Genomic DNA, 14,584 nt, shown 5'->3' with positions numbered 1-14,584 from the left:
CCTAGGCACGACTCAGACGCGGCGGCGCAGCGCCCAGGTCGCCCCGGCCACGGCGGCGGCGCACCACGCGAGCAGCACGACCAGCGACCGCGCCGGCATGGTGAAGGCGTCGCTCGCCAGCCCGGACCGGAGCAGCTGCGCCATCGGCTCGATCGGCAGCCACTCGTGCGCCGTCTGCAGCCAGCCGGGCATCCGGTCCGCCGGGTAGCTGACGGGGGAGAACAGCATGGTCACGAACACCAGCACCTGGGTCATGAGCATCGCCAGCGTCGGCTTCAGCAGGGACGCCATGCCGTAGCCCACGGCCGCGGCGGTGAGGGAGACCAGCAGCGCGGCCGGCACGAACCACGGGGTGACCGACAGCGCGACGTCGAACCGCAGCACCCCGGCGACGAGGCCGAGCACCATGCCGGGCAGGGCGATGAGCGTCCACACGAGGAGGTCGCTCACCAGGAACAGCGCCCGCGGCAGCGGCAGCGTGCGCATCCAGTCCAGGCTGCCCTCGGTGCGCGACTGGGACAGCATCTGCGGCGTCATGACCAGGCCCACGATGATCAGGGTGATGGTGGGGGCACCGGTCGCCAGGTAGAGCGCGGACTCCGGGTCCGGGTCGCCGACCAGCAGGCCGTAGCCGATGACCGAGGCGACGGACATGAACATCTGGACCAGGACGAGCAGCGGCAGCATCGTCGACTGGCGGCGGAACTGCCACTGGGTCAGCAGCAGCGTCTGCTGGACGGCGGTCACGCGGCCACCTCCGCCCCGACGGCCGGGCGGCCCTCGCCGACCAGCTCGACGTAGGCGTCCTCCAGCGACGCCGGGGTGAGCGCGTAGCGTTCCAGGACCCCGGCGCGGACCTCGGCCTCCGCCCAGCGGACGACCTCGGCGGCGGCGTCGGACGGGACGCTGCCGGTCCGCCGCCCGCGCGAGTCGCCGGTGGGCGTGACGGCGGGGTGCCAGTCGACGGGCACGTCGGGGGCGAGGTCGATCTCGACGGTGAGGGTGCCGCGGCGGGCCGCGGTCAGCGCGGCGGGGGTGCCGTGCGCGAGCACCACGCCGCGGTCGAGGACCGCGAGCTCGTCGACGACCCGCTCCGCCTCGCGCACGTTGTGCGTCACGAGCAGCACGGCGCGGCCGTCGTCCGCGAGCGCGCGGATCTGCTGCCACAGCAGCCGGCGCCGCACGGGGTCCACGTCGTTGGTGGGCTCGTCCAGGACGACGAGGCGACCCGGCTGGACCACCGTCATCGCGAAGGCGGTGAGGCGCGCGATGCCGCCGGACACCTTCTCCGCCGGGGTGTCGGCCCACGGCCCGAGGTCGAGCGCCTCGATCAGCTCGGCGGCGCGGGCCCGCACCGCGGGTCGTGCGCCGCCGCGGATCCGGCCGACCAGCTCGACGGCCAGGCGGGGGGTCAGCCCCGTGATCGGGACGTTCGCCTGCGCCTGGATCGACGTGCGCTCGCGGGCGAGGTGCGGCTGCGCGACCGCGTCGACGCCGCACAGCCGGATGGTGCCGGCGTCGGGCAGCACCAGCCCGACGACCTGGTTGACCAGGGTCGTCTTGCCGGCGCCGTTGTGGCCCAGCAGCCCGACGACCTGGCCGGCGGCCACGTCCAGGTCGATCCCGTCGTTCGCCTGCACGCCCTTGCGCCCGCGGTAGCGCTTGCGCAGCCCGCGGACGGTGAGCACGTCGTCCGAGCCCATCGCGATCCTCCTCCAGTCAGATACCGATCGGTACATGCCGGAACGTAGCACCGATGGTACCGAAGTACCAGGAGGTATGTGCGCTGGTCGCAGCACTCCGGCTGGGTGGCGAAGGCACCGCGGATACCGGACGGTATGTCGGCTACCATCGCCGTATGTCGCGATCCGACCAGGACGACCACGAGTCGATCGGTGCCGCCACCCGCGCGCTCGCCGACGCCACGGCGGCGCTCACCCGCATGCTGGGCAAGCAGGTGGTTCCCGAGGTCGGCGAGGCGCTCGCGAGCAGCCTGCGGGAGGCCGCGCGCGGCCTGACCGACGCCTCCGAGACCGTCGCGAAGCGCGCCGGGTCGGCCCGCGCCGAGGAGCGCCGCCGGGAGCGCGTGGACCGCACCCGCGCCGACCTGCTCGACGCCGCCGCCCGGGTCATCGCCGCGCAGGGCTACGAGGGCGCGTCCGTCGGCGACATCGCGGCCGAGGCCGGCTACACCAAGGGCGCGCTCTACGCGCACTTCCGGTCCAAGAGCGAGGTGATGCTGGCGCTCGCGCGCGAACGCCTCGGGATCGCGCTGGCGGACCCGGAGATCGCCCTGCCCGGCATCACCGACGACGGGGTGGACGTCGACGAGGTCACCGGCTGGCTCACCCGCGCGCAGGACGACCCGCGGCTGCTCCTGTCGCTCGAGTTCCTGACCTACGGGCTGCGCAACCCGGAGGCGGGCGGCGAGCTCGCCGAGCTCCACGTGACGACGTTCGAGGTCGTGGCGGCCCAGGTCGCGCGCATCCGTGCCGGCCAGGGCCGGCCGCGACCCGGCGGCGAGCCGACCCAGGACGACCGGGACGACGCGCTGGTGCTCATCAGCGTGCTCAACATCGCCACCCTCGAGGGGATGCTCACCGGCTCGGCCGACACGTCGCCCGAGGCCGCGGCACGCGTCCTCGCCCGCCTGCTCGCGCCCTGACGCGTCAGTCGGCCTCGCTCCGGGCCCGCCGGGACAGCCGGACCGGGACCAGGACCCAGACGACCGCCAGCCCGACCAGCACCGCGGCGCCCGCGACGAGGCCGGCGGTCCGGCCGACGACCACGTCGAACAGCAGCAGGGCGGACCCCGCGAGCACCAGGGCCAGCGCGGCCAGCCCGGTCTGCGCCATCGTGTCGGCCGAGTCGACGAGCTCCCGCTTCAGGTGCCGCCGGAACAGGATCCGGTGCAGGGAGACCGGCGCCACGATGAACCCGGTCGCGGTCACCGCGAGCACCACGAGGACCAGGTAGACGGTCTTCTGGTACTCGTCGAGGTCGAGGAACCGCTGCTGGAACGGGACCGTCAGCAGGAACCCGGTGAGGATCTGCACGCCGGTCTGCGCGACGCGCAGCTCCTGCAGCAGCTCGTTCCAGTTCCGGTCCATCCGCTCCGTGGCGGTCTCGTGCCGGCCGTCCGTCGGGTCGTCGTCGCGGTGCTCGTCCATCACGTGTCCTGTCCTCTGCGCCGTCGGGGGGACGGCGGCGTGCAGGTCCGTATCGTGCCGCGCATGACGTGCGGTCGCAGGTCGAGGGGCGGGAATCATCGTGCGGCCCGCCGCGTTGAACCCGTATGCTGGGCACGTCGCGCGCGGCGGACGGGAGACCGGACGGCGAGGGCGGCGGTTGACAACTCCACAGCTCCACAAGCTTCAACCCCTCGGGGGTGATCGGTTTCGACGGTGATCGTCGAACCAGGAGAAGCGGGCCGAGGACACACGGTTATCTCGTTAACGATCCGTGTAAACCAATAGGTGCCGATAACAAGCGCACCGACTTCGCCCTCGCCGCCTGAGCGAGCCTCGAAGTCCGTCAGCCTGAGCTAGCTTCCGACTCAGTTCCTGGCGTCATCTAGGGAGCCACTGCTCGTAGCCCTCGTCACCGGGGCTGCGGGGACTTTCAGGTGACTGGGCCTGTCCACCACTCGTCTGCGTGATGGTGGGGGCCGAGAAAATCGCAGCAGACTGCGCCCGGAGAAGCCCTGGTCCCACGTCATCGGACGCGGGTTCGATTCCCGCCACCTCCACATCGAGTCCGTCGAGGCCCGTCCCGTCCGCGGGGCGGGCCTCGACGCGTGTCCGGCCCCGATCCGGTGCGTGCACCGGGCCCCACCCTGGTGGCGCCGCGGGCGCCGGGCGTAGCGTCGCCCGTGCCAGCAGCACCAGACGGCACGGGAGGCGGACGGACCATGAGCATGATGACGGACATGATGAAGTCGATGCCGGCGACGGACGCGGGCATGGACATGACGGCGATGCAGCCCTGCATCGAGGCGTGCTCGGCGGCGGCGATGGCCGCGACGATGTGCGCCGACGCGGACGGCGCCGAGAGCATGGGCCGATGTGCGTCCATGTGCGCCAGCACCGCGGACGTCGCGACCACGACCATGCGGATGATGATGCGCCCGGTGGGCTACGACGCCGGTGCGACGACCGCGATGATGACGGCCTGCGTCGCGATGGCCGAGGCGTGCGCGGCGGAGTGCGACATGCACGCGTCGATGTCGGAGCACTGCCGGATCTGCGCGCAGGCCTGCCGGGCGATGGCGGACGCCTGCCGGTCGGCGATGGCTTCGATGCCGGCCTAGTCGGACGCGGGTCGCGCGGCGTACCAGGCGCCGCCGACCGCCAGCAGCTCGGCGACCGGGTGCAGCGCGACCGGCTCGCCGGGCTGCGGCGTCGCGCGCGTGGTCAGCACGCGCACCTGGCCGTCGAGCAGCACGACCGTCACCTGGGCGTCGCCCTGGTCGCGGACCAGGCCGTCGCGCCAGGCGCTCGGGGAGGCGGAGGCGACGGCCTCCTGGATGGGGAGGACGTCGAAACGGGCGGGGTGCGGCACGGGAGTCTCCTGGGATGTCCTGCGGTGCGGGGTCGCGGCGGCACGGCGGGCTCCCGGGCGGGGGCGCGTGCGGCCGGTCGCTGGTCGGACGACGAGGTCGTCAGCGACAGGGGCGACAGCTGCACCGCGTCATCGGCACGACGGCGTATCCCGCGGGGCGCGGGGTCGTGGTGTGCCGGACGACGGACATGCGGACGAGTGTGCGGAGTCGTCCGCGGGGTGTCAACGCGTCGTCCGGATGGTGGCCGATCGTCACGGGCGCCGTCACGCCCGGTAGTAGACCGCCAGCGGGTAGCCCGGCCCGTCCAGGACGGTGACCGGCGTGGCGAACACGTCGGACAGCACCTCGGTCGTCATCACCTCCGCGGGCGTCCCGACGTACCGGATCCGGCCCTGGGTCATCGCGATGATCCGGTCGGCGTAGGCCGAGGCGAAGTTGATGTCGTGCACGACCAGCACGACGGTCTTGCCCAGCTCGTCGGCCGCGCGGCGCAGCCGCGCCATCATCGACACCGCGTGCTGCATGTCGAGGTTGTTCAGCGGCTCGTCGAGCAGGACGTACTCGGTGTCCTGGGCGAGCACCATCGCCACGTAGGCCCGCTGCCGCTGCCCGCCGGACAGCTCGTCGAGGAACCGGTGCTGCAGGTCGACCAGGTCGAGGAACCCGAGCGCCGTGTCGACCGCGGCCTCGTCGTCGCGGGTGACCCGGCCCTGCGAGTGCGGGAACCGGCCGAGCCGCACGAGCTGCCGCACCGTGAGCCGCGCGACGAAGTGGTTCTCCTGGCGCAGGATCGCCAGGCGCCGGGCCAGCTCGCGCGGGTGCGCGGTGACGACGTCGAGGCCGCCGACGGTGACCCGGCCGGTGTCGGCGCCGAGCAGCCGCCCGACGACGGTGAGCATGGTCGACTTGCCGGCGCCGTTCGGCCCGACCAGGGCGGTGACGCCGCCGGCGGGGATCTCGAGGTCGACGGGCCCGAGGGCGTGCACGTCCCCGTAGCTCTTGGCGACGTCCTGGAGCGTGATCACCGCAGGCCCTTCCGCAGCAGGTGGATGAGGAACACGAGGCCGCCGCCCAGCTCGATGATCACGGAGACCAGGCCGGCGCCGTAGAACACGTGCCGCAGCACGAAGTAGGCGAGCAGCAGGGTCGCGCAGGCGACGGCGACGACCATCGGCAGCGTGCGGGCGTGCCGGCTGTCGCCGACGACCTGGTAGGTCAGCATCGCCACGACGAACCCGAAGAACGTCATCGGCCCGACCATCGAGGTGGACACGGAGATCAGCACGGCGACCAGGACGAGCGTCAGCACCACCTCGCGCTGGTGCCGCACGCCCAGGCTGGTGGCGGTCTCGCGGCCGAGCGCGACCACGTCGAGCACGTGCCGGCGCCGCCACAGGACGGCGCCCACGACCACGCACACCAGCGCTCCCCACGGCAGGTAGGACACGTCGGAGGCGCTGATGTTCCCGAACAGCCGAGCCGACAGGATGTCGAACTCGCTGGGCGTGAGCAGGCGCTGCATGAAGGTCGACAGCGCCCCGAAGCCCATGCCGAGCACGACGCCGACCAGCAGCAGCAGGTGCAGGTCGGCCCTCGTGCCGGTGAACAGCCAGCCGTAGAGCACGGACGCGAACGCGACCATCACCAGGCTCTGCAGCGCGACCTTCCCGAGGCCGTCGGTCGCGGCGAGCGTCCCGGCACCGAAGAGGAACACCAGGGCGGTCTGGATCACCCGGTACAGGGCGTCGAACCCCAGGATCGACGGGGTGAGGATCCGGTTGTGGGTCACAGTGTGGAACACGACGGTCGCGACGCCCTGGCAGAACGCGACCACGAGGATCGTGCCGACGGACGCGAACCGGCTGCGCACGATGACCCAGAACCCCGACGAGCCGGGGGCCGCCGGGTTGCCGTAGGTGAGGATGCCGACCGCCGCCGCCAGCGCGACCAGCACGACGACGCCCAGCCGGAGCCCGTACGAGCCCGTGACCGCACGACGGCGCGGTGCCGCGCCCGGCGGGGTCGGCGCGGCCACCCGGGGCGACGTCGTCGCGACCTCAGCCACGGCGCCGCACCCGCAGGACGAGGGCAACGAACGCGGCCGCGCCGACGATGCCGAGCACCATCGCGACGGGCACCTCGAACGGCATCCGCACGGTCCGGCCGACGATGTCGCACACCGTGACCAGGGCGATGCCGCCGAGGCAGACCCACGGCAGGTTCGACCGCAGGTCGTCCCCGCGCAGCAGCGAGACCACGTTGGGGACGACCAGCCCGAGGAACGGCAGGAAGCCGACGACGACCGTCGTGACCCCGGAGGCGACGGCGACCAGCGCCGTGCCGGCCAGGAGCAGCCGGTCGTAGCCCAGCCCGAGGTTGGTCGCGACGTCGCGCCCCAGGCCCGCGACGGTGAGCCGGTCGGCGAGCACGAAGATCGCGGCGCACACGGCGGCGACCACCCACAGCACCTCGTACTGCCCGCGGACCACGCTGGTGAAGCTGCCCATGAACCAGGTGCCGAGCAGCTGCAGGTAGCTGGTCGAGATCGCGATCAGCGTGGTGAGCGAGCTGACGACCGCGCCCAGCATGATCCCGACGACCGGGACCACGAGCGTCGAGCGCTCCTGCACGCGGCGCAGGACCGCCATGAACACCATCGTCCCGGCGAACGCCGCCAGGCTGGCGACGACCATCCGGGTCGCGATGCCCGCCGACGGCAGCAGGATCACCGAGAGCAGCAGGCCGAGCGCCGCCCACTCGCTGGTGCCGCTGGTGGTGGGCTCGACGAACCGGTTCTGCGTGAGCTGCTGGAGCACCAGCCCGCTGACCGCCATCGCGCTGCCGGCCAGCACCAGGGCCAGCGTGCGGGGGATGCGGGTGATGAGGAACATCTCGCCGCCGCCCTCGGCCCGCAGGTCGTAGACCCCGACCAGCAGGGACACCACGACCAGGGCGAGCGTGACCAGGGCGGCGACGAGCAGCGGCACACCGGACCGCCGCCCCGGGCGGGTGCCCGGGACGGCGGCGGCGGTGGTGTCGAGCGTCGTCACGCGGCGTCGGTGAACGCCTGCGCGACCTGCTCGTACAGGGCGGTGTAGGCCTGGACGTCCTCGGTCAGGTAGAAGTCCGGGTCCAGGTAGATCACCTGGTCCTGAGCGACGGCGGTGACGCCGGCCAGGGCCTCGGAGCCGCCGATCAGCTCGGCCGCGGGCCGGTACTCGCCCTCGCCGACGCCTGCCCCGTCGCGGTCCAGCACGATGATCCAGTCGGGGTTCGCCGCGGCGATCGCCTCGACGCTGATGTCGTCGCCGTGCGAGGTGTCCTCGGCCGCCTGCTCGATGGCCGGCTGCAGGCCGAGCGTCGGGAACAGGGTGCCGATGCTGCGGCCGGTCACCGGGGCGCTGTACGAGATCTCGCCACCCGAGGTGATCAGGCCGACGACGGTGCTCTCGCCGTCGTAGGCCTCGGTCGCGTCGGCGACGGCCTGCTCGTAGTCCGCGACGATCTGCGCGGCCTCGTCCTCGCGGTCGAAGATCTCGCCGAGGATCTCGACCTGGCGGACGAGCTCGGCGGACTGGTCCTCACCGTCCCGCGGGGCGATCTCGACGACGGTCGCGTCCGGGTTCTGCGCCACGATGTCGTCGTAGTGGTCGGAGAACCGGTAGCCGCCGATGATCAGGTCCGGCTCCGCGGCCACGATCGACTCGAGGTCGGGCTCGCGGTGCGTGCCCACGTCGAGGACGGCCTCGTCCTCGGTGTACTCCGGCCACAGGCCGTCGCCCATGATGCCCTTCGGCGCCGCGACCAGCGGGACGTCCCAGGCCGACAGCGTCGCGAACACGTGGTTGTCGAGCGCCACGACGCGCTCCGGGTCCACCGGGACCTCGACGCTGCCGTGGTTGTCCTCGATCGTGACGGTCGAGGCCGTCGCGGACCCGGTCGACGCCGCCGTTCCGGGCGTGCCGCCGGCGTCGGCCGTCCCGCCGCAGGCGGCGAGGACGAGGGCGAGCGGGGCGGCCGTCAGGACGGCTGCGGCCCGGCGGGCGGAGGTGCGCGAGGACATGGATCTGGCTCCTGGGGAGTGACGCGGCTGAAGTAAGGGCAACCTATCCTTACCGGAGCCTGTCACGTCAAGCGTCCGCGCGTCGAGCCCGCTCCTCGTACCAGACCAGCCAGGCCCTCCCGGCGTCGCCGGTGCGGCGGCGCAGGGCCTTGCGGTGGATCCGCATCGGCCGGAGGTCGACCCAGCTCTGCTTGCGCAGCCCCGGCAGCACGTGGGGCGCGCGCACGTACTCCGGCCGCGCGCCGTGGTCCTGGGACGTCAGCCGGGCGACGGTGCAGGTCCGGCCGCGGGTGGCCAGCACGACGACCGGGCGGTCCTTCGCGCCGGTCCCGTCCCGGAAGGGCACCATCGCGAACCACACCTCCCCGGGCCGCGGCCTCGGCAGCCCGGCGCGCCCGAGCAGGCGCAGCACCAGGAGCACGGCGCCGGCGACGAGCGCGAGCAGCCACGGGCGGTCCGCGAGCAGGTCGCCGAGCGCGGCGGGGACGATCGAGTCGGTCACGGGACGCGAGTGTGCCAGCCCCCGGGGCCGCGGCGCGCGGCGGCTACTGCCGCGCCATCGCCACCCGCATCCGCTCCTCCGGGCTGATCAGGTGGTCGGCGTCGGCCGGTCCGACGTCGAGCTGCACCCAGTGGATCCGCCCCGTGAACCTGCTGGTCGCGGTCGTGTACCCGGAGCCGACCGGGGTGCCGGTGTCGCGCCCGATGTCGGTGGTCTCGTCGGCCGAGAAGATCATCGGGTGCGTCGCCCCGACCCGGCCCCCGCCGGCGACGGCGCCGTCGACGTACAGCGTCACGTCGCCGCCCTTGCCGAGGCCGCCCCCGTCGTACGCCAGCTCCACCCGCAGCTGGTGCCGGCCACCGGGCACCGGGGAGTCGGCGGTGACGACGAACTCCTGGATCCCGAGCACGTTGTAGACGAACGCGAGCCGGCCGGCGCCGCAGTACGCCGCCCAGCCGCCGAACCGGCCGCCCTGGGCGATGAGGACGCCCTCCGCCCCGGCCGCCGGGACGTCGACCTCGGCCGTGACCGCGAACGACCGGTTCTTGACCGACACGACGCTGTTCTCCGACAGCCGGCCCATCCCGGCGAAGAACAGCTGGGAGTCGCCGCGGATCAGCGTCGGGCGCCCGGCCATGCTCGGCTCGATGCGCTCGGCGGTGCGGTCGTCCATCGGCAGCACCTGGTACTTCGTGGCCTCGATCAGCCACAGGCGCTGCAGCCGCGCCAGCACGTCGGGGTGCTTCTCGGCGAGGTCGCGCGCCTGGCTGAAGTCGTCGTTCCCGTCGTACAGCTCCCAGAGGTCCTCGTCGAACGGCGGGACCACGCCACCGACCATGATCCAGGGCGTCCGGTGCTTGGTGACCGCGCTCCAGCCCCGGTGGTAGATCCCGCGGTTGCCGAACATCTCGAAGTACTGCAGGTCGTGCCGCTCCGGCGCGGAGCCGTCGCCGAACGCGTACAGCATCGAGGTGCCCTCGATCGGAGCCTGCTGGACGCCGTTCACGGAGATCGGCTGGGGGAGCCCGGCGGCCTCGAGCACGGTCGGGGCGATGTCGATGACGTGCGTGAACTGCGACCGGAGCCCGCCGCGCTCGGCGATGCCCGACGGCCAGTGCACGACGGTGCCGTTGCGCGTGCCGCCCCAGTGCGAGGCCACCTGCTTGGTCCACTGGTACGGGGTGTCCATCGCCCAGGCCCAGCCGACCGCGTAGTGGTTGTACGAGCTGGGGGAGCCGAGCTGGTCCATCGTGCTGCGGAGGAACTCCGGCGTCTCCAGCGCCGCCATGCCGTTGAAGTTCGCCATCTCGTTGAACGCGCCGTTGACGGTGCCCTCGGCCGACGCCCCGTTGTCGCCGATGACGTAGTACACGAGCGTGTCGTCCAGGACGCCGAGGTCGTCCAGGGTGTCGATCACGCGTCCCACCTGTGCGTCCGTGTGCTCCAGGAAGCCGGCGTAGGTCTCCATCTGGCGCGCCAGCACGGGCTTGAGGTCGTCGGGCACGTCGTCCCACGCCGGGATCTCCTCGTGCCGGGCCGTGAGCTCCGCGCCCGGCGGCACCACCCCGAGCTCCTGCTGCCGGGCGAAGGTGCGCGCGCGCTGGACGTCCCAGCCGTCGTCGAACTCCCCGGCGTACCGGGCGATCCACTCGGGCGCGACGTGGTGCGGGGCGTGCGTCGCACCGGGCGCGAAGTAGACGAAGAACGGCCGGTCCGGGGCCAGTGCGCGCTGGGTGCGGATCCAGGCGGTGGCGTGGTCGGCGAGGTCCTCGGTGAGGTGGTAGCCCTCCTCGGGCGTGGCGGGCGGCTCGACGGGCGTGGTGCCGTCGTACAGAGCCGGGTCCCACTGGTTGTTCTCGCCGCCGATGAACCCGTAGAACGTCTCGAACCCGCCCCCTCCGGTCGGCCACGCGTCGAACGGGCCGATGGGCGACGTCTGCCAGACCGGCACCTCGTGGCACTTGCCGAACTGCGCGGTCGAGTAGCCGTTCAGCCGCAGCGTGGTCGCCAGGGTGGCTTTCGTGTTGGGCCGGACCGAGGAGTTGCCCGGCGCGGACGTGGCCGTCTCGGTGATGCTGCCCATGCCGACCGAGTGGTGGTTCCGCCCGGTCAGGAGGGCCTGCCGGGTCGGGGCGCACAGCGCCGTGGTGTGGAACCGGTTGAACCGCAGGCCGCCGGCCGCGAGCCGGTCGGCGGTCGGGGTCCGGCACGGCCCGCCGAACGTGCTGGACGCCCCGAAGCCCACGTCGTCCAGCAGCACCACCAGCACGTTCGGCGCGCCCGGGGGCGGGAGCAGCGGCTCGATCGGCGGGAACGTCGTGTCGGGGTCCTTCGCGTCGTACGTCGTCAGACCGGTCGGCGGCCGGTCGGGGATCGGCAGGATCGAGCGGGCGTGCGGGTCGGGGCGCATCGCGGACCTCCACGGATCGGGCACGGACGTGCCTCGACGCTAGGGACGGGGGTCGGCGCGCGCCTCACCCGCTGCGGGCACCACGCGTCCGCGGCCCCGGGCGCGCCCGTCGCGGCGCGCGGGCCTCAACGGGGTCCCAGCACCGGCAGCTCGACGAAGTCGCGGCACCGGATCGGCCAGCGGAGCAGCGCGCGCTGCGGCAGCGGCACCCAGGGCAGGGCGTCCTGCGGCGGCACCTCCCGCGGGGCCCCGAGCCTGAGCACCGTGCCGCCCAGCAGCATCCGGCAGCGCCCGGCGGCCCGGATGTTGGCCAGCCACGCGACGTCGGGGCCGTAGGTCAGCGCGACCGTCACGGTGCCGCCGTGCCGGAACGCCATCAACGGGGTGCGGCGGACCGTCCCCGTGCGGCGGCCGACGTGCTCGAGGACGACGAGCGACCCGCCGTGCCCGGCGACCCGCAGCATCACCGGGTTCAGCACGCGACGGAGCGGGGCGGTGCGGCGGGCGGAGACGGGCACGGGAGGCTCCTCGGGTCAGCGGGCGATCGTGGTGCGGGCGGGGTCGAGGTCGAGGAACGCGGCCATGCGAGCGCCCTCGCCGAGCACGTCGTCCTCGACGGCGGCGCGCAGCGGCTCGAGCGGACGCACGACGAGCGCGCCGTCCTCGACCAGCCAGGTCGCGGCGACGAACCCGTCGACCAGCACGGTGGCGTGCACCATCGAGTAGCCCGGCATCGTCGTCGTCCGGTGCGCCTCGGGAAGGATCCGCGTGCGGTCGCGGTGGCCGAGGACGGCGTTGTCGAAGGCGGCGACGAACCGGACCGGTGCCGGGGCGTCCTCGTCCGCCAGCGGGGCGTCCGGCAGGTCCAGCAGCTCGGCGCCGTCCGGCCCGCGCCGCACCCGCAGCTCGGCGCGCATGCCGTCGACCACCGGCCGGAGCCGGGTCAGCCCGGTGAACGTCTGCACGTCCATCACGCCCGCCGGCCCGAACGCCGCGAGGTACCGGCGGACCAGCAGGGGCAGGTCCGGCTCGGCCATCGGCCCGCCGAGCCACGCCTCGGCGTCCGCGACCGAGATGGACCGGCGGCTCCGCCACGAGCCCCACGCCGACGTGCCGGGGTCGTGCACCACGGGCGACTCCGCCTCGACGGCCGCCGCGAGGACCGCGCCGCGCCTCCCGGGCCACCGGGCCACCAGCGCCGCCGCGAGGTCGCGGCGCCGGACCAGGCCGTCGCCGAGCGCCTCCCGCGCCGCCACGACCAGCTGCTCCGGCTCGATCCCGCGCGTCTGATCCGCGTAGTAGGCGCCGCGCGCGAGCCGGCTCAGCACCGGCTGGACGGTCGGTCGCAGCCACCGGTAGTCCTCGGCGGCGACGAGGTGCTGGGTGCCGCGCAGCAGGGGACCCCGCACCAGCGCGCGGTCCGCCACCGCGAGCTCCAGGTCGGCGCGCTCGAACCCGGCGAGGCGCGACCACAGGCCGGCGAACACCCAGTTCGGCTCCTGGGCCTGCACCGCGAGGACGCGGCGCACCGCCTCGGCGGGTGCGATCGCCGCGCGCGCGTCGAGCAGCTGGCGGTGCAGCAGCGTCCGGTTCAGCCGGCGCAGCGTCAGCGGCGCGGTCACGGGGACCACGGGGCTCAGACGGCCGGCGGCACGTTCTGGTTCCGGCAGAACACGTTGCCCGGGTCGTAGGTCGCCTTGACCGCCGCCAGGCGGTCCCAGGTCGCGCCCGGGTAGGCGGCGCGGACCCGCTCCGGTCCCTCGTCGCCCAGGAAGTTCACGTAGGCGCCGGTGTCGCCCTGGTCGAGCACGGCCGCCGTCCCCGCCACCCACTCCGCCCGGGCCGCCCGGTCCTCCGGGCCGGTCACGAACGCGGCGACGTTGCCCATCAGCCGGCTGCTGCGGTGCGCGTAGGCGGTCGCGTCGGCCGGCACGCGGGCGATCGCCCCGCCCAGTGCGCGCAGCTGGACGACCCGCATCCCGTCGATCGCGGTCAGCCGCTCCACCAGCCGCTCGGCCAGCGGCAGGTCGACGTGGTCGAGCAGCAGCGTGCGGGCGACGGCCGTCGGGTGGTACTCGGGGTCGGCCGGCGGGAACAGCTCCGGGTAGGCGACCGGGCGGACCAGGTCGGCCAGCGGCTCCGCCAGCGCCCGGAACGGGGCGAGCACCGCGTCCGCGCCCTCGGCCGGCCCCGACCAGCAGACCAGAGCCATCACGGCCAGGCGCCCGTGGTGCTCCGCCGGCACGAAGGGCATCGGCGGGCACGGCATCACGTTGACGATCGCGCTGAGCTCGTCCGGCGCCGCCTGCAGCGCCGCGACGAACCCCGCGAGCACCGCCGCCGACGCCGGCAGCAGCAGGATCCCGCCGGTGACGCCGTCGAGCGGGTGCAGGCGGAACCGGAACCGGGTGACCACACCGAGGTTGCCGCCCCCGCCGCGCAGCGCCCAGAACAGGTCGGGGTGCCGGCCGGCGTCCGCGCGCACGACCCGCCCGTCCGCGAGCACGACGTCCGCTGCCAGCAGGTTGTCCACGGTCAGCCCGTGCGCGCGCGACAGGTAGCCGACCCCGCCGCCGAGCGTGAGGCCGCCGACCCCGACCGAGCCGGTGTCCCCGAACCCCACCACCAGCCCGTGCGCGGCGGTGGCCGCGGTCACCTCGCCCGCGGTCGCGCCCGCCCCGACCCACGCGGACCGGCCGTCGACGTCGACGTCCACCGCCCGCAGGTCGCGCAGGTCGACCACGAGACCGTCGTCGACGGTGCCGTGGCCCGCACCGCTGTGCCCGCCGCTGCGCACCGCCAGCGGGAGGCCGTGCTCGCGGGCGAACCCGACCGCTGCCGCGACGTCGGCGTCGTCGGCCGGGCGGACGATCAGGGCGGGTCGCGGGTCGACGCCGCCGAGGACGACTACCCGGAGCGCGTCGTAGTCGGGGTCGCCCGGATCCACGACGCGGCCCGACACCCGGGCACGCAGCTGGTCCACGGGGGTGCTGTCCAGGGTGGTCATGCGGTGCTCCTTCGCACGGCGCGGCTGAGGACCCCAGCGTT

General features: G+C 74.0%; 15 protein-coding genes and 1 other RNA gene. 3 read left to right on the top strand and 13 right to left on the bottom strand.

Annotated elements, in window-relative coordinates:
- Positions 1 to 12 precede the first annotated feature (12 nt).
- Positions 13 to 747, bottom strand: a complete 735-nt coding sequence (locus tag ACWPWW_RS05425) for an ABC transporter permease (RefSeq protein WP_454049314.1) — start codon at positions 745 to 747, stop codon at positions 13 to 15.
- The gene (locus ACWPWW_RS05420) at positions 744 to 1,703 is read right to left on the bottom strand and encodes an ABC transporter ATP-binding protein (protein WP_454049313.1); all 960 of its coding nucleotides are present in this window, start codon (positions 1,701 to 1,703) and stop codon (positions 744 to 746) included. Before ACWPWW_RS05420 ends, ACWPWW_RS05425 begins: the two co-directional genes overlap by 4 nt.
- Positions 1,704 to 1,858: 155 nt before the next feature.
- On the opposite strand from ACWPWW_RS05420, the gene ACWPWW_RS05415 reads away from it, so the two are divergent.
- Positions 1,859 to 2,665 (top strand): TetR family transcriptional regulator, encoded by an 807-nt coding sequence (locus ACWPWW_RS05415; RefSeq protein WP_454049312.1) that lies wholly within the window; start codon positions 1,859 to 1,861, stop codon positions 2,663 to 2,665.
- 4 nt (positions 2,666 to 2,669) lie between these two features.
- On the opposite strand, the gene ACWPWW_RS05410 is transcribed toward ACWPWW_RS05415, so the two are convergent.
- Positions 2,670 to 3,170: a DUF6328 family protein gene (locus ACWPWW_RS05410; protein ID WP_454049311.1), complete on the bottom strand. Its 501-nt coding sequence runs from the start codon at positions 3,168 to 3,170 to the stop codon at positions 2,670 to 2,672.
- Between the two features lie 214 nt (positions 3,171 to 3,384).
- Between ACWPWW_RS05410 and ssrA the strand changes: the two genes are divergently transcribed.
- Positions 3,385 to 3,751, top strand: a transfer-messenger RNA (tmRNA) gene (ssrA, locus tag ACWPWW_RS05405).
- A gap of 159 nt (positions 3,752 to 3,910) precedes the next feature.
- Positions 3,911 to 4,309, top strand: a complete 399-nt coding sequence (locus ACWPWW_RS05400; protein ID WP_454049310.1) for an aldehyde dehydrogenase — start codon at positions 3,911 to 3,913, stop codon at positions 4,307 to 4,309.
- Here ACWPWW_RS05400 and ACWPWW_RS05395 read toward each other — a convergent pair.
- The 10 genes from ACWPWW_RS05395 to ACWPWW_RS05350 form a co-directional block, all read right to left on the bottom strand.
- Positions 4,306 to 4,560, bottom strand: a complete 255-nt coding sequence (locus ACWPWW_RS05395; RefSeq protein ID WP_454049309.1) for a nuclease — start codon at positions 4,558 to 4,560, stop codon at positions 4,306 to 4,308. The genes ACWPWW_RS05400 and ACWPWW_RS05395 overlap by 4 nt on opposite strands.
- 264 nt (positions 4,561 to 4,824) lie before the next feature.
- Positions 4,825 to 5,586, bottom strand: a complete 762-nt coding sequence (locus ACWPWW_RS05390) for an iron ABC transporter ATP-binding protein (protein WP_454049308.1) — start codon at positions 5,584 to 5,586, stop codon at positions 4,825 to 4,827.
- Complete coding sequence (locus tag ACWPWW_RS05385) at positions 5,583 to 6,626, bottom strand: iron chelate uptake ABC transporter family permease subunit (protein ID WP_454049307.1); 1,044 nt, start codon at positions 6,624 to 6,626, stop codon at positions 5,583 to 5,585. Before ACWPWW_RS05385 ends, ACWPWW_RS05390 begins: the two co-directional genes overlap by 4 nt.
- Positions 6,619 to 7,611: an ABC transporter permease gene (locus ACWPWW_RS05380; protein ID WP_454049306.1), complete on the bottom strand. Its 993-nt coding sequence runs from the start codon at positions 7,609 to 7,611 to the stop codon at positions 6,619 to 6,621. The genes ACWPWW_RS05385 and ACWPWW_RS05380 overlap by 8 nt, the downstream gene beginning before the upstream one ends.
- Positions 7,608 to 8,624, bottom strand: coding sequence for a siderophore ABC transporter substrate-binding protein (locus ACWPWW_RS05375; protein ID WP_454049305.1), 1,017 nt, complete (start codon positions 8,622 to 8,624; stop codon positions 7,608 to 7,610). The genes ACWPWW_RS05380 and ACWPWW_RS05375 overlap by 4 nt, the downstream gene beginning before the upstream one ends.
- 67 nt (positions 8,625 to 8,691) lie before the next feature.
- Positions 8,692 to 9,126 (bottom strand): type II toxin-antitoxin system PemK/MazF family toxin, encoded by a 435-nt coding sequence (locus tag ACWPWW_RS05370; protein WP_454049304.1) that lies wholly within the window; start codon positions 9,124 to 9,126, stop codon positions 8,692 to 8,694.
- 43 nt (positions 9,127 to 9,169) lie between these two features.
- Complete coding sequence (locus tag ACWPWW_RS05365; RefSeq protein WP_454049303.1) at positions 9,170 to 11,536, bottom strand: arylsulfatase; 2,367 nt, start codon at positions 11,534 to 11,536, stop codon at positions 9,170 to 9,172.
- A gap of 125 nt (positions 11,537 to 11,661) precedes the next feature.
- The gene (locus ACWPWW_RS05360) at positions 11,662 to 12,054 is read right to left on the bottom strand and encodes a nitroreductase family deazaflavin-dependent oxidoreductase (protein ID WP_454049302.1); all 393 of its coding nucleotides are present in this window, start codon (positions 12,052 to 12,054) and stop codon (positions 11,662 to 11,664) included.
- A gap of 15 nt (positions 12,055 to 12,069) precedes the next feature.
- The gene (locus ACWPWW_RS05355; protein ID WP_454049301.1) at positions 12,070 to 13,158 is read right to left on the bottom strand and encodes a winged helix DNA-binding domain-containing protein; all 1,089 of its coding nucleotides are present in this window, start codon (positions 13,156 to 13,158) and stop codon (positions 12,070 to 12,072) included.
- Between the two features lie 14 nt (positions 13,159 to 13,172).
- Positions 13,173 to 14,543, bottom strand: coding sequence for an FAD-binding oxidoreductase (locus tag ACWPWW_RS05350; RefSeq protein WP_454049300.1), 1,371 nt, complete (start codon positions 14,541 to 14,543; stop codon positions 13,173 to 13,175).
- Positions 14,544 to 14,584 lie beyond the last annotated feature (41 nt).

Source organism: Cellulomonas sp. Marseille-Q8402, from assembly GCF_965119525.1.
Note: the sequence above shows the minus strand (reverse complement) of the source record. Positions and strands in the feature narration are given on the sequence as shown.

Coding starts and splice junctions, on each gene's coding strand:
- ACWPWW_RS05420 (WP_454049313.1), bottom strand. CDS start 1,703: ATGGGCTCGGACGACGTGCTCACCGTCCGCGGGCTGCGCAAGCGCTAC.
- ACWPWW_RS05415 (WP_454049312.1), top strand. CDS start 1,859: ATGTCGCGATCCGACCAGGACGACCACGAGTCGATCGGTGCCGCCACC.
- ACWPWW_RS05410 (WP_454049311.1), bottom strand. CDS start 3,170: ATGGACGAGCACCGCGACGACGACCCGACGGACGGCCGGCACGAGACC.
- ACWPWW_RS05400 (WP_454049310.1), top strand. CDS start 3,911: ATGAGCATGATGACGGACATGATGAAGTCGATGCCGGCGACGGACGCG.
- ACWPWW_RS05375 (WP_454049305.1), bottom strand. CDS start 8,624: ATGTCCTCGCGCACCTCCGCCCGCCGGGCCGCAGCCGTCCTGACGGCC.
- ACWPWW_RS05365 (WP_454049303.1), bottom strand. CDS start 11,536: ATGCGCCCCGACCCGCACGCCCGCTCGATCCTGCCGATCCCCGACCGG.
- ACWPWW_RS05350 (WP_454049300.1), bottom strand. CDS start 14,543: ATGACCACCCTGGACAGCACCCCCGTGGACCAGCTGCGTGCCCGGGTG.